At 35.0% G+C, this 15028-nt stretch carries 16 protein-coding genes and 1 tRNA gene; 6 read left to right on the plus strand and 11 right to left on the minus strand.

The annotated features are described in order from the left end of the window. Positions 1–49: 49 nt before the first annotated feature. Both ACQY44_RS14885 and ACQY44_RS14890 read right to left on the minus strand, forming a co-directional pair. Positions 50–937 carry a hypothetical protein gene (locus ACQY44_RS14885; protein WP_428231110.1) on the minus strand — a complete coding sequence of 296 codons (888 nt, stop codon included), beginning with the start codon at positions 935–937 and terminating at the stop codon, positions 50–52. Between the two features lie 89 nt (positions 938–1026). Beyond that, positions 1027–1100 (minus strand) — tRNA-Ala (locus ACQY44_RS14890). Positions 1101–1207: 107 nt separating this feature from the next. Here ACQY44_RS14890 and ACQY44_RS14895 point away from each other — a divergent pair. The 4 genes from ACQY44_RS14895 (at position 1208) to ACQY44_RS14910 (ending at position 3557) form a co-directional block, all read left to right on the plus strand. Further along, positions 1208–1972, plus strand: a complete 765-nt coding sequence (locus ACQY44_RS14895) for an enoyl-CoA hydratase/isomerase family protein (RefSeq protein WP_428231111.1) — start codon at positions 1208–1210, stop codon at positions 1970–1972. A 118-nt stretch (positions 1973–2090) separates the two neighbouring features. Further along, positions 2091–2267, plus strand: a complete 177-nt coding sequence (locus ACQY44_RS14900) for a hypothetical protein (RefSeq protein WP_428231112.1) — start codon at positions 2091–2093, stop codon at positions 2265–2267. Positions 2268–2298: 31 nt separating this feature from the next. Next, positions 2299–2751, plus strand: coding sequence for a 6-pyruvoyl trahydropterin synthase family protein (locus tag ACQY44_RS14905; protein WP_428231113.1), 453 nt, complete (start codon positions 2299–2301; stop codon positions 2749–2751). A 65-nt stretch (positions 2752–2816) separates the two neighbouring features. Further along, the gene (locus ACQY44_RS14910; protein WP_428231114.1) at positions 2817–3557 is read left to right on the plus strand and encodes a UDP-2,3-diacylglucosamine diphosphatase; all 741 of its coding nucleotides are present in this window, start codon (positions 2817–2819) and stop codon (positions 3555–3557) included. Between the two features lie 3 nt (positions 3558–3560). Here ACQY44_RS14910 and ACQY44_RS14915 read toward each other — a convergent pair whose 3' ends face one another. From ACQY44_RS14915 to ACQY44_RS14950, 8 genes are all read right to left on the minus strand, one after another. Further along, positions 3561–4772 carry a cytochrome c3 family protein gene (locus ACQY44_RS14915; RefSeq protein ID WP_428231115.1) on the minus strand — a complete coding sequence of 404 codons (1212 nt, stop codon included), beginning with the start codon at positions 4770–4772 and terminating at the stop codon, positions 3561–3563. An 83-nt stretch (positions 4773–4855) separates the two neighbouring features. Then, entirely contained in the window at positions 4856–5212 is a 357-nt protein-coding gene (locus ACQY44_RS14920; RefSeq protein ID WP_428231116.1) for a hypothetical protein, read from the minus strand. Positions 5213–5365: 153 nt separating this feature from the next. Then, positions 5366–6280, minus strand: coding sequence for an alpha/beta fold hydrolase (locus tag ACQY44_RS14925; RefSeq protein WP_428231117.1), 915 nt, complete (start codon positions 6278–6280; stop codon positions 5366–5368). Further along, positions 6280–7560 carry an MFS transporter gene (locus ACQY44_RS14930; protein ID WP_428231118.1) on the minus strand — a complete coding sequence of 427 codons (1281 nt, stop codon included), beginning with the start codon at positions 7558–7560 and terminating at the stop codon, positions 6280–6282. The genes ACQY44_RS14925 and ACQY44_RS14930 overlap by 1 nt, the downstream gene beginning before the upstream one ends. Beyond that, positions 7550–9250 (minus strand): single-stranded-DNA-specific exonuclease RecJ, encoded by a 1701-nt coding sequence (gene recJ / locus ACQY44_RS14935; protein WP_428231119.1) that lies wholly within the window; start codon positions 9248–9250, stop codon positions 7550–7552. Before recJ ends, ACQY44_RS14930 begins: the two co-directional genes overlap by 11 nt. 193 nt (positions 9251–9443) lie before the next feature. Further along, positions 9444–9788 carry a HopJ type III effector protein gene (locus ACQY44_RS14940; protein WP_428231120.1) on the minus strand — a complete coding sequence of 115 codons (345 nt, stop codon included), beginning with the start codon at positions 9786–9788 and terminating at the stop codon, positions 9444–9446. A gap of 73 nt (positions 9789–9861) precedes the next feature. Next, positions 9862–10593 carry a 16S rRNA (cytidine(1402)-2'-O)-methyltransferase gene (gene rsmI / locus ACQY44_RS14945; RefSeq protein ID WP_428231121.1) on the minus strand — a complete coding sequence of 244 codons (732 nt, stop codon included), beginning with the start codon at positions 10591–10593 and terminating at the stop codon, positions 9862–9864. Positions 10594–10636: 43 nt separating this feature from the next. Next, complete coding sequence (locus tag ACQY44_RS14950; protein ID WP_428231122.1) at positions 10637–11710, minus strand: hypothetical protein; 1074 nt, start codon at positions 11708–11710, stop codon at positions 10637–10639. Between the two features lie 236 nt (positions 11711–11946). On the opposite strand from ACQY44_RS14950, the gene ACQY44_RS14955 reads away from it, so the two are divergent. Next, the gene (locus tag ACQY44_RS14955) at positions 11947–12537 is read left to right on the plus strand and encodes a thymidine kinase (RefSeq protein ID WP_089478978.1); all 591 of its coding nucleotides are present in this window, start codon (positions 11947–11949) and stop codon (positions 12535–12537) included. A gap of 31 nt (positions 12538–12568) precedes the next feature. Further along, positions 12569–12997, plus strand: coding sequence for a hypothetical protein (locus ACQY44_RS14960; RefSeq protein ID WP_428231123.1), 429 nt, complete (start codon positions 12569–12571; stop codon positions 12995–12997). Between the two features lie 501 nt (positions 12998–13498). On the opposite strand, the gene rpoN is transcribed toward ACQY44_RS14960, so the two are convergent. Beyond that, positions 13499–14959: an RNA polymerase factor sigma-54 gene (gene rpoN, locus ACQY44_RS14965; RefSeq protein WP_072965239.1), complete on the minus strand. Its 1461-nt coding sequence runs from the start codon at positions 14957–14959 to the stop codon at positions 13499–13501. Positions 14960–15028 lie beyond the last annotated feature (69 nt).

A 15028-nucleotide genomic window follows, 5' to 3' on the forward strand; every position in this document is an offset into this window, starting at 1 on the left:
AACCTATAAATATTGTAGAGGTTTTGTAGAAAACTAATTTGAGTTCTCTTTATAGATGTTTTGAAATAATTTGAGGAATAAATTTATCTTTTTTTACTCGAGTACTTGTTCCAAACTGACTTTCTATTGAACTAGTATCACTATCTTTAAAGTTTAAGAAAATAACCTTGACGAAATCATAAAAATATTTTCTAATTCTTTTTGTCGTGTAAAGTTCTTTGTGCAAAACCCAAAAGGAGAATCTTAATAAATCATTTGAAATTTTTGGGTATAATTGCTTATCTATCTGAGGTACGCTTTCTAATTTAATAAGTTCAGTTGTATATTTTATAAGTAATTGAAAATCTTCATCACTTAAAATCTTTTCCCTTTTCTCATTATTTCCTTTCATATAATCAAATATGGAGTGGATTGTTTCAATGTCAGATTTTTTAGTTGATTCAAATGAGGCTTGTTCAGCAAGATCTATTAGATTATATGATATTTTGGACTCATCTAATTCAAATTCTTTCATTTCTGGTAATAGTAAAATAGTGTTAATGTATTTTAGAATACCTCTTAATGGTAACATGAAATAGATATGATTATTTATAAAGTCTGATTTTTCATTAAGTATCGTTTGTAATGAGTTGAATTGGATTGTGAGATAATTTTCTATACTTAATTTTGAATTGTTAAGAGAAAAACTATAGAGATTGTTTTTAGCAATTTCAAATTCTCTATATAGTTTTGAGTAAAGTAAATCTTTTGTTAGAATTGACTTCTGTTCAAAAGATCCTTCAGAATTTTCGACAGTGTATTTTATTTCTGTAGGAGTTGTTAATTCGAAACCAATACAGTCCGAATAATGAAATTCTTTTTCGATTACATCTAAAAGATTATTACTATCAATAATATATTGAAAATATGCTAAAGGTTTTAAATCAGTACTACTCATAAGTACAAAAATATAAAAATGTTGCAGTATAGTTGCAGTCAAAAAAGAAAAGCACTTACAATTTTCATGTAAGTGCTTGATTTTATTCGTGGAGAATACCGGATTCGAACCGGTCACCCCTTGCCTGCCAGGCAAGCGCTCTAGCCAAATGAGCTAATCCCCCAAAGCGATAGCAAATAAAGTCAATTATTTTTCAAAAAACAAATTTCAAAACGCGTTCAGGTGAAAATAGTTGCCAAAACCGTAACTTTACGATCAAAATTATTTTTTATGAGTTCAGAAAATCAAAACGGTTCTTTACAAACTACTTTTAATAATGGTGTTGCAACAGTACAATTTGGTCATCCGGCGAGTAATTCTTTTCCACGTCAATTATTAGATCGATTAACATCCGAAATTAATTCTTTAAGCCTTAAAGAAAATGTTTCAGTTATTGTTTTGCAAAGCGATGGTGCTAAAGTTTTTTGTTCCGGTGCTTCGTTTGATGAATTGTTGCAAGTTGAAAATGAAGAACAGGGAACTGAATTTTTCTCAGGTTTTGCACATTTGATAAATGCAATGCGAAACTGCTCTAAACTTATTATTGGCCGCGTTCAGGGAAAAGCTGTTGGAGGAGGAGTTGGAATAATATCAGCTTGCGATTATGTTTTGGCTACTTCGGAAAGTGCCATAAAATTATCTGAATTGGCAATTGGTATTGGTCCGTTTGTGATTGAGCCTGCTGTTTCGCGCAAAATAGGAAAGATGGCTATGGCCGAAATGACTTTGGCGGCACACGAATGGAAATCGGCAGAGTGGGCTTTGGAGAATAAATTGTTTTCTGAAATTCATAATGCAGAGAATCTTGATAATGCTGTAGCAAGTTTTGCTCAAAAGTTAAGTTCATATAATCCTGAAGCTTTACAAGAAATGAAGAAAATTATTTGGGAAGGAACTGAGCATTGGGAATCATTACTTATAGAACGTGCATCAATTACCGGAAAATTAGTGTTGTCTGATTTTTCGAGAAAGGCTCTGACACAGTTTAAAAAGTAAAAATAAATAAAAATTCAAATAGGAAATTCCAAATTCCAATAGTATTGAGTTCGCTATTGGAATTTGGGATTTATCCCGAAGCTTCGGGATTGGAATTTTTTAGCTTAAAATTATTAATATGTATATCATTTCATTATTCCAAAAAGTAGATGTTGCAGAGAAAATTAAGAACGCTCCTGATGGTGGTTATCAGATAGGAGTGCTCATCGGATCGTTTATTCCTTTTGTAGTTTTAATAGGACTTGCGTACTGGATGTATAACAGTGCTAAAAAAAGAGATAAAAACGGTTATTAATTTGTAAATTTGCAACCTAAAAATCAAATCGATGAGTAATATCAGAATTACAAAACAATTTAGTTTCGAAACCGGACATGCGTTGTACGGTTACGACGGAAAATGCAAAAACGTTCACGGGCACAGTTATAAATTATCGGTAACAGTTATTGGTTCGCCAATCACAGACCGATCGAATGTGAAATTCGGGATGGTAATTGATTTTTCGGATCTAAAGAAAATTGTAAAAGAAGAAATTGTCGATCAGTTTGATCACGCAACGGTTTTTAACGAAACAACCCCGCATATCGAATTGGCAAATGAATTAAAAAACCGTGGTCATCATGTTATTTTAGTAGACTATCAGCCAACAAGCGAGAACATGGTGGTTGATTTTGCAGACCGAATCAGGGCGCGTTTACCAAAAGATATTTCTCTTTTTTCCCTTAAACTTCAGGAAACTGAATCTTCGTTTGCTGAATGGTATGCATCTGATAATTTGTAAATAGAAAAAAGTAAATTGTGAAAGGTAAAACGTTTCACATCTCACAATCCCACATCTCACAATACATGAAAAAAGTATATTTCGCTTCTGATCAGCATTTTGGAGCTCCAACTCCTGAGTTGAGTTTGCCGCGTGAACAAAAATTTGTGGCGTGGTTAGATGTGGTGAAACAAGATGCGGAAGCTATTTTTTTACTGGGAGATTTATTCGATTTTTGGTTCGAATATAAAACAGTTGTTCCCAAAGGTTTTGTACGTGTTTTAGGGAAACTGGCTGAAATTCGGGATAGTGGGATTCCGATTTATTTTTTCGTCGGAAATCACGATTTATGGATGCACGATTATTTTCAAACCGAACTGAATATTCCGGTGTATCATGATAATAAAGAATTTACCTTTAACGGTAAAACATTCTTAATCGGTCATGGTGACGGAAAAGGTCCCGGAGATAAAGGCTATAAACGAATGAAAAAGGTATTTACAAATCCGTTTTCTAAATGGCTTTTCCGCTGGTTACATCCTGATGTTGGGGTAAGTCTGGCGCAATATTTATCCGTTAAAAACAAACTGATTTCTGGCGCTGAAGATGTAAAGTTTTTAGGTGAAGAAAACGAATGGCTGGTATTATACGCCAAACGTAAGCTTGAAACCCAACATTACAATTACTTTATTTTTGGTCATCGTCATTTACCTATGATTATAGAGGTTGGAGCAGATGCCAAATATGTAAATCTGGGTGACTGGATTGGCTATTTTACTTATGGAGTTTTCGATGGTGAGACTTTTGAACTTCAAAAATTCGAATAATAATTACTTTTTGTCTTTAGGATAAATCCCAATTTTGTGTGTTCTCAAAATATAATTTGATTTGTTTTTATTTTGAGAAAGCTGAAATGTAATGGCATTCGACATTTTCTTAGGCATATGGCATTCGACACAATTATTAGCCAATACACTTGCTGAGGTTGTCTTTAAAGTAACAGCGTTGTGCTGAATTCCCTGATGACAGCTCATGCATATTTTAGAATAACTTACCAGATTCTGAGAAGCATTTGCATGCGGATTATGACAAGTCATACAATCCATGGTTTCGCTCTTTTTAAAACATTTGCTTTGAGCGAGCAATCCTAACTGGTTTCCGTGTACGTCATAATGAATACTGTCATTTGATCCGGGAACTCCTCTAAAATAATCTAATAAATCATCTCCCGGTTTATATTCAAAACGTGATTTTACCTTTAGTTTGTCATTTCCGGAATGGCATACAGCACATGCATCAATTCTTTGTTGTCTGGTTAGCTTTCTGAATGAAGTTATGTCTTGGGCAATCTTTAAATCCGGGAACTTTAAGTGTTTCTGAACATGCTGTTTGGCTGGTCCGTGGCAGCGTTCACAATCGATCCCATAAATTAATGTTTTTGGATTCATAAAATCCTCCACTTCCATATTCATAAAAGTAATGCTGTCTGAACTTGTCGTGATATATCTGCTGGCAATATTCGAGCTATGGCAACCATAACATTCCTTTGCTATTTTTCTGTCGAAATTTACTTTTGATGCTGAATATCCGGGACTTGTGGCCCAGCTGTTTAAGGACTTATAATAGGAGACAGGCAGCTCAAAAGTGTAATGATTTCTCCAGAAAGCACTGGTTTGAGCGTGTTTGGTTCCAAAAAGTACTTCAAAAGGATGTGCTTCCACTTCTTTTCCATTTTTATAAAGTACCTGATACAGGCTGTCGTTGCGTTCCTCCATTACGAGTTTCGTGTCTTTGTCGTAAACAAAAGTATTGTGGCCATTGGTAAAATGTCCTAAAATATTTTCTTTGGTAGCGGGAGAAGTTGCTTTAAAATGTGAACTGTGAAAAGCGGTTTCGTATTGTGTCTGGTGACATTGAATACAGCTTTCAGAACCGGCATAATCAGTTCCGCGTGGATCAATGTAATTGTCAGATTCATTCTTACAGCTCGTTAGAAAAGAAATCAATACAACAATAGTAAAAAGAATAAGTGCTTTTTTCATTATAGTAAATATACTTTTTTTTGAAGAAAATCAAAATATATTTCAATAATGAAAAGATGTTGTTAAAATATTTAGAATGTTTCTTAGTTTAAGCCAACTCCGTAAACATATTCATCCAACTCGATTCTGAATAAAGAGCCTTCAACCAAATCCTTGATTGATTTTAATTCTGTTACCGAAACGGCTAAATCTATTGCATCGCAAGGGGTTTTAAGTAAAAATTTATGACATGAGTTTTTTAATTCACAAGCTTCACAACAAGCATTTTCGATCATGCTGTCTTCGATTAAATCACAAAAATAATTCAATTCCTGAACCGTAAAATAAAATCCGGTTTCCTTAAAAACCAATTGTACTTTATCAGTTATAGTTGCGTTTTCCTTTTTCCAGTAAAAGGCAATCCCGAAATTGTTGTGGTATAGCTGTTCTATTTCTCTCATTACAGATACTTTTATTACAACAAATATAAATACTATTTATATTAGTTCTAAATAAAAAATCATAAAATTTGAAAAAATGTTTCACCATAAATGTAATACAAGTTCATTTAATGGATTATTAAAAAATTTATATCAATTATCTGTTTTAAAAATTCATTTGAGCCACTTCTTTATTTGAGATAGAAACTCATTTTGTTGATCTACAAACAAATAATGCGAACAATTTTCAAGCAAAGCAAAATGATTTTCGCCAGCTAAATTTTTAATAGAACTAATTTGTTTATCAGAGAAAATATCATCGTTTTTTCCATAAATAGCATAAATAGAAACGCTTTGAGATTTTATTTTCTTTAAAAAAGGCCGGGTGTCAATATTATTTTGCTTCTCGTTTTGATAAAAAAGCAACGGAGCATTTTTGTTTCGGATGTTGGTTTTGAAAAAGCCACTTGCTTCGTAATCAGCGTACAATTTTTTTGATTCCTGAGTTGAATTCGGCATTTTAAAATAACCATTTTCACTTGCTAAATCAAAACATGCTTTTCGATATTTTGCTGAATTTTTATGGAGTTTTTCTACCGAACTTATTTTATCGAGTTGTTCAGAATCGGCCTCGTATTTTTTCTTTACGGAATTCAAAATATGGTCGTAGGTTTCCTGTTGCGAAAATAAAGCGCCTGCCAATATTAGAGAATTGACATTTTGAGGATATTTTTCGGTATAAAGTGTTGCCACCAAACCACCAAAACTATGTGCGAGAAGTGTAGCTTTCTTTAAATTGTACTTTTTATAAATAGCATTTAAATCCTGAAAAGCTTCTGCGTAAGTGAATGTTGCATCAGGATCTGCAGATCGTCCTTCGCCTCTTCGGTCGTAAACAATTACATAAAATCCCAGATCAGCTAATTTTTGAGCTGTTGTAGCTTCAAATAAAGTCGAATTTCCACTTGGACCTCCGTGGATAAAAATTAAAGGTTTCTCCTTTTTGTTTCCGTAGGTTTTGATGTAAAGATTTTGTCCGTTTGCGAAAACAGAAATTATAAAAAAGAATGCCAATAATAATTTTTTCATTACTCCATATTCTGATGATCATCCATATCTTTATTAAGATCTAAATTTCTAAAAGTCGGCGATTTTAATGCTGTTACAATAACAGTCAAAAGTGTAATGCTTCCTCCAAATACAACAGATGTTACAGTTCCCATTAATTTTGCTGTTGCACCACTTTCAAAAGCGCCTAATTCATTAGAAGATCCCACAAAAATTGAATTTACAGCACCAACTCGTCCACGCATATGATCGGGAGTTTTGAGCTGTAAAATGGTTTGACGAATAACTACAGAAATTCCATCAGCAAGTCCACTCAAAAATAAAGCAAAAACAGAAAGCCAAAATGATGTAGAAAGACCAAATAAAATGATGGATAATCCGAAAACAAATATGGCAACCAAAAGTTTCTTTCCTGCATCTTTATATAAAGGCACATAAGCAGAAACGAGCATCGTAATGAAAGCTCCTACTGCAGGAGCCGCTCTTAATATACCAAAACCTTCAGCGCCAACTTTTAAGATATCCTGCGCAAAAACAGGTAATAACGCTACAGCGCCTCCAAAAAGTACAGCAATCATGTCAAGCGATAAGGCACCTAAAACAATTTGGTTTTTAAAGACGAAAGTTAAACCTTCCGTAAGACTATCTTTTATCGATTCTCCAATCTTTGGATTTGTGATTGGTTTTGTACTGATTTGCGATAAGGCAATTAAAGAAAGAATGGAGAATCCAAAAACCAGGCACATTGACCAGTGAACGCCAATCCAGTTGATTGAGAATCCAGCCAGCGCCGGCCCCATAACGGCCCCAATTTGCCAAACCGAACTGCTCCAGGTTGCAGCATTTGGATATGCCTTTTTGGGAATAATGAGCGATAGAAGAGAGAAAATAGTTGGGCCGAGAAAAGCTCTGACTAATCCGCCCAAAAAAACTAAAGTATAAATGGAATATAAAATAACAGTTGGAGATAAATCGCCAACAACTTTTGGCCAGGTCACTAAAAATAATCCAAAACTAATTACAGAAAATCCAAGAATACATTTTACCAATAATCCTTTCTTTTCCTTTTGATCCACAATATGTCCGGCAAATAATGCCATTCCCACGGCCGGAATAACTTCCATTAAGCCAATAATTCCTAACGAAAGCGGGTTTTTGGTTAAGCTATACACTTCCCATTCTATCACGATAAACTGCATGGCCCAGGCAAAAACCATGGCAAAACGCAATAATAAAAAAACATTAAATTCTCTGTAGCGTAACGCCTGATAAGGATCTTGCTTGTTTGTTTTAGTTTTCATTTGTTCTGATGTCTTTTAGCATAAGTTGAGTCGAAACTGTTCCGTTCCACTCGTTTTCAGATAGTGAATAGGCTAACTGAAAAGGATTTTGATTTTTTACGATGTCTAATTTTTTTCCCAGACCAAAACCTATTGCAGCAATTCCGTCTGAGTTGTTTTGTTTGACAAAAAGTCTCAAATGTTCTTCGTCTGCCCCTAAAGTTTTGGCGTAGCCTGTGTCTTTTGCATTTTTGGTCATAAAAACAGGTGTCATATTTAAAGGGCCAAAAGGTTCAAATTGTTTTAAAATCCGGACTAGTTTTGGCGTAATGTCACTAAAGTTAATTTCTGCATCAACTTCTATTTCCGGCGTTCTCATTTCGGGTAAAATAGTTGCTGAAACTTGTTTCTCAAAAGCTTCTTTAAAAGTAGTATAGTTTTCTGCTTTTAAAGTCATTCCGGCGGCATACATATGTCCTCCAAATTGTTCCAAATGTTGAGAACAGGCATCAAGAGCATTATAAACATCAAATCCTTTTACGGATCTTGCAGATGCCGCGTATTTATCACCGCTTTTAGTAAAAACCAAAGTAGGACGATAATAGGTTTCGATCAGTCTTGAAGCGACAATACCAATCACGCCTTTGTGCCAGTCCTCCTGAAAAACGACAGTCGAAAATCGTTCCTGTTCATTGTTGGTCACGATTTGCTGAAAAGCTTCTTTTGTAATTTGTTTGTCCAGATCTTTTCGGTCTGAATTGTATTGCTCAATTTCTGAAGCAAATTGTTGCGCTTGTTCGAAATTAAATTCAGTGAGTAATTCAACGGCATGATTACCGTGTTTGATTCTTCCGGCAGCATTTATTCGGGGTGAAATAATAAAAACAACATCGGTAATATCCAATGTTTTCTTCTTGACCTGATGTACTAAAGCTTTAATTCCGGGTCTCGGATCTGAGTTGATCACCTGTAATCCGTAATACGCTAAAATTCTGTTTTCTCCTGTAATAGGTACAATGTCGGCAGCAATGGCTGTAGCAACTAAATCGAGATACGGAAGAAAATCTTCTATAGTTTCTCCCCGGTTTGTGCCTAATGCCTGAATCAGTTTAAAACCAACACCGCAGCCACACAATTCATCATAAGGATAAGAGCAATCTTCTCTTTTTGGATCCAGAATGGCAACCGCATCCGGAAGAAATTCTCCTGGCCTGTGGTGATCGCAGATGATAAAATCGATATTTTTTTCTTTTGCGTAGGCGATATGATCTATGGATTTTATACCACAGTCAAGGGCGATAATTAACGAGAATCCGTTATCATCGGCAAAGTCAATTCCTTTAAAAGAAATTCCGTAACCTTCAGCATAGCGATCCGGAATGTAAGTGGCAATATTGGGATAATGCGATTTTAAATAAGCCGAAACTAAAGAAACGGCCGTTGTTCCATCAACATCATAATCACCAAAAACCAGGATGTTTTCCTGATTTTCGATCGCTAATTCTATTCGGGAAACCGCTTTATCCATGTCTTTCATTAAGAAAGGATCATGAAGATGTTCTAAGTTAGGACGAAAGAAATTCCTGGCATCTTCAAAAGTTTCAATGCCACGCTGAATCAAAAGTGTTGCTACAAAATCTTCTACATTCAGGGCTTGCGCCAAATGTTTGACTTTATCTTCAGAAGGTTTTGGTTTTAATGTCCAACGCATGGTTGATTTTAGATTTTAGAGTGTTGATTTTAGATTTTAGAAATCGAAAATCGTTTAATCAGAAACGTATTTTTTATTGCCACTCCCGATAGCTATCGGGATTAAAAGATTTTAAAGGATTTTTTTAATCTGTGACAAATATTCGGATTTTAACTTTGTCAAAGTTTCAAACTTTGACAAAGTTTTCTTGATATTACTTTAATTCCAAAGCATTTCCTTCAAACTTAATCCCGTCCCAGCCTAGATTGATGAAATTTCTAATGTTTTGGTGATTCGTTCCGTTTGGGTCTCCTAAAACTTCATCAAAATAGAAAGCACCAAAACAGGCTAAAGTTTCTTCTTTGCTTAAGTTTTGCAATTTCGCAAAAGAAAATAATTTGCAAGAACCTGAATTTTCTCCGGCTGCATTATGTTGTGTTCCATTTTGGAAAGCAGTAGGTGTAAAGTTGTAGTTTTCCTCAATTACTGCAATAGTTTCTGGGAATGTTATTTCGGTTGGAGTTTGTTTTAGTTTTTCTAAAAAGGTTTGTATGCTCATATTGTTGGATATTAGTTTTTTTTCGCCACGAATTCACGAATTAATTTAAAAATTCGTGAATTCGTGGCGAAAATTATTCTTCGTCTTTTTCATCATCATCCTTAGAAAATTTACTTTTCTTCGGTTCTTTTGTTATTGTTTTTCCGGCAACGACTACGACAATTTCGCCGCGTGGTGCTGTTTTTTCAAAATGGGTTAAAACTTCTCTTGCTGTTCCACGAACATTTTCTTCGTGTAGTTTTGATAATTCTCTTGAAACGCAAACTTGCCTGTCTTCTCCAAAATACTGTATAAATTCGGCTAAGGTCTTAACGAGTTTATGTGGCGAAACGTATAAAATCATCGTTCTGGTTTCTTCGGCTAAAGCCAAAAACCGGGTCTGGCGTCCTTTTTTATCAGGTAAGAAACCTTCAAAAACAAATTTATCATTTGGTAATCCGCTATTTACTAGGGCGGGAACAAAAGCAGTTGCGCCAGGTAAACATTCCACATCGATTTTGTTTTCGACACAAGCTCGTGTCAATAAAAACCCCGGATCAGAAATGGCTGGAGTTCCGGCATCTGAAATCAAGGCAATAGTTTCGCCGGCTTTCAAGCGTGCAATCAGATTCTCGGTTGTTTTGTGCTCGTTGTGCATGTGATGGCTGTGCATGTGCGTGCCAATTTCAAAATGCTTCAGTAACTTGCCGCTAGTTCTGGTGTCTTCGGCCAAGATCAAATCGACTTCTTTCAGAATCCTGATGGCACGAAAAGTCATGTCTTCAAGATTGCCAATTGGCGTTGGAACGATATATAATTTAGACATAATTTTTAATGTGCTGTATGTAAAATGTAAAAGGTGAAAAGGATTAAGAGAATTTTTTCTCTACAATTCCAAGGAAACGCTCTGCATAATCGTCTTTTCCTTCCCAGTTGTTATAATCAGGTTTTACCATGTTTTCGATAAATTCCTGAGCCTCGCCATACGAGTCAAAAGTCAATAACTGATTTAAAACACGGCTGTAATCTTCTGAACTGTTTCCGAAAAGGTTTTTGGTAAAGGCAATTCTGTCATTCAAATCAACATGAAAACCTTTTGCCAGTTTTTCGTTTAAAGTAACTGTTTTTGGTTGTGCCGGAGTTTCCAGAACTACGGTTTCTACAGGAGCTTTTTCTTCTTTAAATTCTTTGATAACAGGAGATGGAGTAGGAGTAACGTTTTCGAAACTTTCTACTTTTACAAACTGGGCATCGGCATAATTAACCCCAAAATCTTCAAACGAGATGGTCATGGGACTTGGTTTAGATGAGGTTTCTGCTTTAGGTGCTTCTTTTTCAGCTTCAGTTTCTTCTACTTCCTCTAATTCAAATGCCGGAATAAAGTCCGGAATAGGTTTTAAATCACTAATGGTAGTAAAAGAAAGTTCCTCAGGAGTATTTTGTTCTTTTTTAGATTCAAAAATAGGTTCTTCTGTTCGTTCAATAACCGGTTCTTCAACAACTTCAGCAACTGGTTCCGGAATAGTTTCGATGATGGGTTCAGGAATTACTTCCTCCGCTATTTCAGCAACGATTTCTTCTGGAATAATTTCTTCCGGAACTTCAACTTCTTCAGTAGCGATTTCTTCAGCTTTAACTTCTGCAGTTTCTGGTTCGGCTATTGTTTCAATTGGAGTTTCTTCAACCGCAACCGGAGTTTCAATTTCAACTTCTGTCGGAATTGTTTCTTCTTTGTCAAAAATAGATTCAATTTGAGAATTGATTTCACTGTGACCAATTGTTGGCTTCACAGTATCGAAATTCTCGTCTACAAATTTTAAAACCGCTAGTTTCTCATATAATTTCTGCGTCTCAAGATACAACTGATTGATATCGGATTTGTTTTTAAGCTTTAAAATTCGATGTGCAATGCTGATTAAATCGGCTTCCAATTTTTTTTTCATAACTGTTGAAATTATAGTGAATAGGGTATTTTAGTATATTTTGTATTTGAATGTCTTTATTCCCGGTAGAAATCTAAAAGATATTTTTTTATTTCTGTTAATAAGCGTTTGCGAATCTCCGATTTGATAAAAATTTTCTACTTTTGAAAAAGTGTAAAACAGCAATTTTTCACGTCGATTTATTACCAGTACAAAGTAATAAAAACTATTCATTTTTAAAGGTAGAAAAATACAAAATGTTTCTCGAAAATACAGTAAATCACAAAGAACAATTTGGTTGGATTGAAGTTATTTGTGGATCAATGTTTTCGGGTAAAACCGAGGAGTTAATCCGCAGATTAAAACGCGCCCAATTTGCCAAACAAAAAGTCGAAATTTTTAAACCTGCTATTGATACCCGCTATCATGACGAAATGGTGGTATCGCATGATGCCAATGAAATTCGTTCAACACCGGTTCCGGCCGCGGCTAATATTGCTATTTTAGCTCAGGGTTGCGACGTGATAGGTATTGATGAAGCACAGTTTTTTGATGATGAGATTGTTACAGTTTGTAATGATCTTGCCAATCAGGGAATTCGTGTGATAGTTGCAGGACTTGACATGGATTTTAAAGGGAATCCTTTCGGGCCAATGCCGGCGCTTATGGCAACGGCAGAATATGTAACAAAAGTTCATGCGGTTTGTACACGAACAGGAAATCTTGCCAATTACAGTTTCCGTAAAACGGATAATGATAAATTAGTAATGCTCGGTGAAACCGAAGAATATGAGCCACTGAGTCGTGCGGCGTATTATAATGCAATGAAAAAGATTCAGGATAAATAAATTTTTGGTCAAAACAAAAACAAACTAAAAGATGCAGGAAGCTACTAAAGGAAAAAAATCAACTGTTTTAATAATAAGTGCAATTGTAGCATTTTCATTAGCTTTAATCCTGTATTATTCTTTTAAGGAACCTGCTGCAGATAAGGAAATGATTGAATTGGTCGCTAAGTACAATGACAATTGTCCTTTAGTAATCCAGGAAGGAATCCGTTTGGATAATGTGACTTTGCCTAAAGATAAAGTAGTGCAGTATAATTTGACTTTGTTAAATGTCGAGAAAGCTACTGCGGAGATTGAGGTAATAAAACAGAATATCCAGGAAAGCCTGTTGAGTACTGTTAAAGCAAATCCCGGTCTAAAAGCATTTAGGGACAATAATTTTACTTTGATTTATAATTATGATGATAAAAAGGCAGATTATTTGTTCGAGATTACGATAACTCCTGATCAATACAAATAGTTGAAGATTTTGTAAAACAAAACCCGACAGATTTTGAATTTGTCGGGTTTGTTGTTTTTAAAAGCCGTTATTCATTCTGTAGGAATGTTTGAATAATCGAATGGATTTTTCCCGATTAATCTCATGAAAAACAAGTGTCCCTAGAGGACACAATTCGGAAATCGTAATGTTTTTTTCTACCGATCAAATATTCCTTCGGAATAATAAATGATACCATAATGCTATTGGGTAATTTTTTTTTTTTTTTTAACTACATCTAAACTAAACCGGACTAAAGTCCGGCCCTACAATATAAATCGTTCCTTTGGAACTTTATTAAGAGCCTTCGGCTCGAACTATTTTGTAGGGCCGGACTTTAGTCCGGTTTAACACGAAATGATATAAAGAACCAAAACCCGACAGATTTTAAAACCTGTCGGGTTTGCTATGTATTATAAGCTCAAAGCGAGCTTAATTTACCTTAATCTCTTAATGGTGAAAATAAACTTAAATGGTTAAATTTTAAATTTTCTTTCTCATTCTGGCTACCGGAATATCAAGTTGCTCACGGTATTTTGCAATCGTTCTTCTGGCAATAGGATATCCTTTTTCCTTTAAGATTTCTGCTAACTGATCGTCTGGTAAAGGTTTCTTTTTATCTTCTTCTTCAATCGTATTTTTAAGGATCTTTTTGATTTCTAAAGTCGAAACATCTTCTCCCTGATCATTTTTCATGGCTTCAGAGAAGAACTCTTTAATTAGTTTTGTTCCGTATGGCGTTTCAACATATTTACTGTTGGCTACACGCGAAATTGTCGAAATATCCAAACCAACCATATCTGCAATGTCTTTTAAAATCATTGGTTTTAGTTTGGTTTCGTCTCCGTCTAAGAAATATTCTTCCTGATAATGCATAATGGCATTCATTGTTACAAAAAGCGTTTCCTGACGTTGTCTGATGGCGTCGATAAACCATTTAGCCGAATCCAGTTTTTGTTTGATAAACTGAACCGCATCTTTTTGTGCTGATGATTTATCACGGGAATCTTTATACGTCTGCATCATTTCCTGATAATCCTTAGAAACGTGTAGAGACGGAGCATTTCTTCCGTTTAAGGTCAGTTCCAGTTCTCCATCAACAATTCTGATAGCAAAATCAGGAACTACATTCTCGGTAACTTTATTGTTTCCGGTATAAGATCCTCCCGGTTTCGGGTTTAATCTTTCGATTTCGTGAATGGCTTTTTTAAGCTGTTCGTTCGAAACCGCATATTTCTGCAATAACTTATCGTAATGTTTTTTGGTAAAAGCATCAAACTGATTTTCGATAATATCAATCGCTAAATCAACATATTCCGTTGGTGTTTTATGCTTTAATTGCAATAACAAACATTCCTGTAAATCACGCGCTCCAACGCCTGAAGGTTCTAGTTCATGAATGACCTGAAGCATTTTTTCGACCATTTTCTCATCAGTATAAATACCCTGAGTAAAAGCCATATCATCTACAATATCCGGAACGCTTCTACGAATATAACCCATATCATCGATACTTCCAACAAGGAATTCAGCGATTTCGCGTTCTTCATCATTCAAAATAAAAGTATTCAGCTGATTGATTAGATCCTGATGAAAACTGATTGGTGAAGCAAAAGGAGTTTCTCTTTCTTCGTCTTCGCTGTAATTGTTTACCTGAGTTTTATAATCCGGAGTGTCGTCGTCGCTTAAGTATTCGTCTATGTTAATGTCGTCTGCTTCGATTCTGTCGCCTTCTGCATCATCGTAATCGTCATATTCTTCATTAGCGAATTCATCCGCCTCGTATTCATCTTCTTTTCCGGCTTCCAGAGCCGGATTTTCGTTCATTTCTTCTAATAAACGTTGTTCAAAAGCTTGCGTAGGCAATTGAATTAGCTTCATCAGCTGAATTTGCTGAGGAGATAATTTTTGGGATAATTTTAAATTTAAAAATTGCTTTAGCATTGATATTTGTTAAAAGTTTCAAGTTTCAGGTTTTAGGTTGCTGAACGTCCAACAACCTGAAACCTGAAA

The sequence above is a fragment of the Flavobacterium sp. genome, from assembly GCF_965277525.1.
GTDB lineage: Bacteria > Bacteroidota > Bacteroidia > Flavobacteriales > Flavobacteriaceae > Flavobacterium.

Coding starts and splice junctions, on each gene's coding strand:
- ACQY44_RS14885 (WP_428231110.1), bottom strand. CDS start 937: ATGAGTAGTACTGATTTAAAACCTTTAGCATATTTTCAATATATTATT.
- ACQY44_RS14895 (WP_428231111.1), top strand. CDS start 1,208: ATGAGTTCAGAAAATCAAAACGGTTCTTTACAAACTACTTTTAATAAT.
- ACQY44_RS14900 (WP_428231112.1), top strand. CDS start 2,091: ATGTATATCATTTCATTATTCCAAAAAGTAGATGTTGCAGAGAAAATT.
- ACQY44_RS14905 (WP_428231113.1), top strand. CDS start 2,299: ATGAGTAATATCAGAATTACAAAACAATTTAGTTTCGAAACCGGACAT.
- ACQY44_RS14910 (WP_428231114.1), top strand. CDS start 2,817: ATGAAAAAAGTATATTTCGCTTCTGATCAGCATTTTGGAGCTCCAACT.
- ACQY44_RS14915 (WP_428231115.1), bottom strand. CDS start 4,772: ATGAAAAAAGCACTTATTCTTTTTACTATTGTTGTATTGATTTCTTTT.
- ACQY44_RS14920 (WP_428231116.1), bottom strand. CDS start 5,212: ATGAGAGAAATAGAACAGCTATACCACAACAATTTCGGGATTGCCTTT.
- ACQY44_RS14925 (WP_428231117.1), bottom strand. CDS start 6,280: ATGAAAAAATTATTATTGGCATTCTTTTTTATAATTTCTGTTTTCGCA.
- ACQY44_RS14930 (WP_428231118.1), bottom strand. CDS start 7,560: ATGAAAACTAAAACAAACAAGCAAGATCCTTATCAGGCGTTACGCTAC.
- recJ (WP_428231119.1), bottom strand. CDS start 9,250: ATGCGTTGGACATTAAAACCAAAACCTTCTGAAGATAAAGTCAAACAT.
- ACQY44_RS14940 (WP_428231120.1), bottom strand. CDS start 9,788: ATGAGCATACAAACCTTTTTAGAAAAACTAAAACAAACTCCAACCGAA.
- rsmI (WP_428231121.1), bottom strand. CDS start 10,593: ATGTCTAAATTATATATCGTTCCAACGCCAATTGGCAATCTTGAAGAC.
- ACQY44_RS14950 (WP_428231122.1), bottom strand. CDS start 11,710: ATGAAAAAAAAATTGGAAGCCGATTTAATCAGCATTGCACATCGAATT.
- ACQY44_RS14955 (WP_089478978.1), top strand. CDS start 11,947: ATGTTTCTCGAAAATACAGTAAATCACAAAGAACAATTTGGTTGGATT.
- ACQY44_RS14960 (WP_428231123.1), top strand. CDS start 12,569: ATGCAGGAAGCTACTAAAGGAAAAAAATCAACTGTTTTAATAATAAGT.
- rpoN (WP_072965239.1), bottom strand. CDS start 14,959: ATGCTAAAGCAATTTTTAAATTTAAAATTATCCCAAAAATTATCTCCT.